Genomic DNA, 3,880 nt, shown 5'->3' with positions numbered 1-3,880 from the left:
GGCGACCGCGAGACCGGCGCGCTGCATCAGCGTGTGCGGTGGCAGGGCGGCCGCGGCGGCCTGCTCGATCCGCCGCGTGGCCGCGACGTCGAACAGTGCTGCGGCGGTGGCGGTGGTGACGCGTTGCATGGTGGCGCGGGCGCGTCAGCGCAGCAGCAGGCGCTCGATGCCGAGCCCCTCGAGGTCGATGCCTGCATCCTGGCCGGCAATGAGGTCGGCCACGACCCGGGCACTGCCGCAGGACAGCGCCCAGCCGCTCGAGCCATGGCCGAGGTTGAGCCAGACGCCCGGTACGCCGCTCGCGCCGATGATCGGCGGTCCGTCCGGCAGCATCGGGCGCGCGCCCTTCCATTGCTGCACGCCGGAACGCAGGGTCGCAGCGCCCGGGAACCAGTCGTGCAGCACCTTGTAGAGCGTCTGCAGCGATGCCGGGTTCATGAGGGCCGGCGAGCCGCCGAGCTCGGCGCTCCCGGCCACCCGCACGCGCAGGCCGAGCCGCGAGATCGCCACCTTGTAGCGTTCGTCCATCACGGCGCTGCGCGGTGCATTGAGCGGTTCGCGGATGTTCGCGCTGACCGAGTGGCCGTAGACCGGCGCGAGCGGAATGTGCAGGCCCAGCGGTTTCAGCAATCGGGCCGAGTCGACTCCGGCGCAGACCACCACCGCATCGAAGCGGTGGGCCTCGGAGCCGGCGGCCAGCGCGAGGGCGGTCGGCGCCGACCGACTCATCGGCGCCAGGTCGCAATTGAAGTGGAACTGGGCGCCCAGCGCCTCGGCCTCCCACTTCAGCAACAGCGCGAACTGCCTGCAGTTGGCCACCTCGTCGTCCGGCAGATGGATGGCGCCGGCCAGAGCGGTGTCGGTGCTCAGGGCGGGCTCGATCTTCCGGGCTTCGTCGGCATCGATCTCGCGGAAGCTGCTGCCGGCGGCGCGCAGCAGTTCGAGTCCGGCCTGGACCAGCTTCTTCTCGCGCTTGGAGCGCAGCAGCACCAGGTAGCCGTCGCTGCGCTCGTACTCGAGCTCGCAGGCCTGCGTGACGGCATGCAGCCGGTTGCGGCTGTAGAAGGCAAGCCGCTGCATGCGCGAGCGGTTGGCCAGGTAGGTTTCGAGCTTGCAGGCGCGCTGCCAGCGCGCCATGAAGCCCAGATCTCGTGACGACAGCGGCCAGCGCAGCTTGACGGCGCCATGCGTCGACAGCAGCGAGCGCAGCACCTTGCCGCGCATGCCGGGCCCGGCCCAGGGGGTGACGTAGCCGGGCGCGACCACGCCGGCGTTGGCAAAACTGGACTCCTCGGCGGCGGCGCCGCGGCGCTCGAAGACCACCACCTCGTGGCCGTCCGAGGCCAGCTCCCATGCAGTGGTGACGCCGATGATCCCGGCTCCCACGATCGCGATTTTCATTCGTTTCTTTGGCGGTGAAATGTGTGAGTCGACGGCCCCGGAAGGCACGGCGACCCTGCCGACTTTATAGCGCCCGCTCGGCCTGCAGCGCGACGGCCAGAACCGCGTCGTCGTGAAGGGCGGCATGCCACAGCATCAGGCCGACCGGCAGCTCGCCCGCCGCTTGGCAGGGCAGCGAGATGGCGCAGCCGTCGAGCATGTTGATCACCGAGGGATTGCGCAGCAGCAGGCTGTTGATGCGGAAGAAGGCCTCGTCGCGCACCTCTCCGGGCGCCACGCTGGCGATGGTCGGCGCGGTGATCGGCACGGTCGGCGACAGCACGGCGTCGAACGGTTCGAGCGCCTGCTCCATGCGCCGGATCCAGCCGCGGCGGGCGTTGACGAGGTCGATGTACTCGTGCGCCTTCATGGTCGCGCCCTTGAGGATGCGCTGCGCCACGCGCGGGTCGTAGCCCGCACCGCTGCGTTCCAGCAGCAGGCGGTGCCAGGCGTAGGCTTCGGCGGCGGAGAACCCGCCGGTGGCGTTGATGACGGGCAGATCGGCCAGCGCCGGCAGGTCGATTTCCTCGATCCGGGCGCCCGCCCTGGCGAGCCCGCTCAAGGTCCGCTCGAAAGCGCTGGCGACCACCGGATCGAGGTCGTCCAGGAACAGGTTCCGGACGACGGCCAGGCGGTAGGCCGACAGCGGCGCGCTACCAGGCGTGACCCGTCGCGCGGCGAGGATTTCGTGCGCCGTGACCGCATCGCGGACCGAGCGCGTCATGGCGCAGACGGTGTCCAGGGTGGTCGACAGGGGCAGGGCGCCGTCCGACGGCACCAGCCGCGCGGTGCTCTTGAAGCCGACGATGCCGTTGAGCGCGGCCGGGATGCGGATCGAGCCGCCGGTGTCGGAGCCGAGCCCGACGAAGGCCGCGCCGCTGGCCACCGAAATCGCGGCCCCGGAGGACGAGCCGCCCGGGATGCGCGGCGTTCCGGGATCGGCGACATTGGCCGGCGTGCCGTGGTGCGGATTGACGCCGACGMCCGAGAAGGCGAATTCGGTCATGTTGGTGCGGCCCAGCAGGGCGCCGCCGGCCGCCCGCAGGCGCGCCACCGCGACTGCATCGGCCCGGGCCGCTGGTGCATGGGCCAGCACCACCGAACCGGCGGGCGTCGGCTGGCCGGCGACGTCGAACAGGTCCTTGACCGAAAAGGCCAATCCGGCAAGGCGCTGGCCGGGTACGGCGGCGGCGGCCTCCTGTCGCGCCTCGTCGAACAGGGTGCGGGTGAACGCGTGCTCGCAGGCCGGCGAGCCCGCGGTGGCGATGCTGTGCTCCATTTCGGTGCGCGCGTCGGAAGAGGTCGCCAGCAGGGCGAGGCGGGTGGCGTGCAGGTCTGGGCGCATGGTCAGAGGGCGGGTGAAGGGAGGGGTGTCTGGGTGGTGCGTGCTATACTCCTTGGGTTTCGCCCAGAGGCAAAAGCCGAGCCATAGCTGAGCTAAGGCCGAGCAAGAACCGCTTGAGCGAGACGCATCCGCAAACCAGCCCATTCAAGGTGTTGTGCGCCTTTCTTCCAATAGGAAAGCACACAAAACGGGCTGGATTTTAGACCCAACCTTTGGAGTTATTCCTATGTCGACCACCATGCGCGAAATGCTGGAAGCCGGTGTCCATTTCGGTCACCAGACCCGCTTCTGGAACCCCAAGATGGCCCCGTTCATCTTCGGCCATCGCAACAAGATTCACATCATCAACCTGGAAAAGTCGCTTCCGATGTTCCAGGATGCGATGAAGTACGCCAAGCAGCTCACCGCCAACCGCGGCACCATCCTGATGGTCGGCACCAAGCGCCAGGCCCGCGAGATCGTGGCTGCCGAAGCCCGCCGCGCCGGCGTGCCTTTCGTCGACACCCGCTGGCTCGGCGGCATGCTGACCAACTTCAAGACCGTCAAGACGTCGATCAAGCGTCTGAAGGACATGAAGGCCCAGCAGGAAGCCGGCCTCGACAGCCTGAGCAAGAAGGAGCAACTGACCTTCTCGCGCGAAATCGCGAAGCTCGAAAAGGACATCGGCGGCATCCAGGACATGAATGCATTGCCCGACGCCATCTTCGTGATCGACGTGGGCTTCCACAAGATCGCCGTGGCCGAAGCCAAGAAGCTCGGCATCCCGCTGATCGGCGTGGTCGACTCGAACCACTCGCCTGAAGGCATCGACTACGTGATCCCCGGCAACGACGACTCGTCGAAGGCCGTCATGCTGTACGCCCGCGGCATCGCCGACGCGATCATCGAAGGTCGCGCCAGCGGCGTCAACGATGTCGTCAAGGCCGTGGCCGAGGGTGGTTCCGACGAATTCGTCGAAGTCGAAGAGGGCGCTTCCGCCTGATTCGAGCTCGCTCGAGCCTGAAGAAGGGGCTTTGTTGCCCCTTTTTTTTAATCTGATTTTCGCGGTCGCCCGGCGTGGCGGCCGCCACTGACAAACCGAACGGAGTACATACA

At 68.2% G+C, this 3,880-nt stretch carries 3 protein-coding genes; 1 reads left to right on the top strand and 2 read right to left on the bottom strand.

Annotated features, from left to right (window positions below; translation table 11 throughout):
• Positions 1–144: 144 nt before the first annotated feature.
• Positions 145–1,401, bottom strand: coding sequence for a D-amino acid dehydrogenase (locus AC1D2K_RS31525; protein ID WP_478093970.1), 1,257 nt, complete (start codon positions 1,399–1,401; stop codon positions 145–147).
• Between the two features lie 64 nt (positions 1,402–1,465).
• Positions 1,466–2,785 carry an amidase gene (locus tag AC1D2K_RS31520; protein WP_478093969.1) on the bottom strand — a complete coding sequence of 440 codons (1,320 nt, stop codon included), beginning with the start codon at positions 2,783–2,785 and terminating at the stop codon, positions 1,466–1,468.
• Positions 2,786–3,011: 226 nt separating this feature from the next.
• On the opposite strand from AC1D2K_RS31520, the gene rpsB reads away from it, so the two are divergent.
• Positions 3,012–3,767, top strand: a complete 756-nt coding sequence (rpsB, locus tag AC1D2K_RS31515; protein WP_478093968.1) for a 30S ribosomal protein S2 — start codon at positions 3,012–3,014, stop codon at positions 3,765–3,767.
• Positions 3,768–3,880 lie beyond the last annotated feature (113 nt).

The organism is Variovorax sp. P1_H12_2 (assembly GCF_056405335.1).
Note: the sequence above shows the minus strand (reverse complement) of the source record. Positions and strands in the feature narration are given on the sequence as shown.

Coding starts and splice junctions, on each gene's coding strand:
- AC1D2K_RS31525 (WP_478093970.1), bottom strand. CDS start 1,401: ATGAAAATCGCGATCGTGGGAGCCGGGATCATCGGCGTCACCACTGCA.
- rpsB (WP_478093968.1), top strand. CDS start 3,012: ATGTCGACCACCATGCGCGAAATGCTGGAAGCCGGTGTCCATTTCGGT.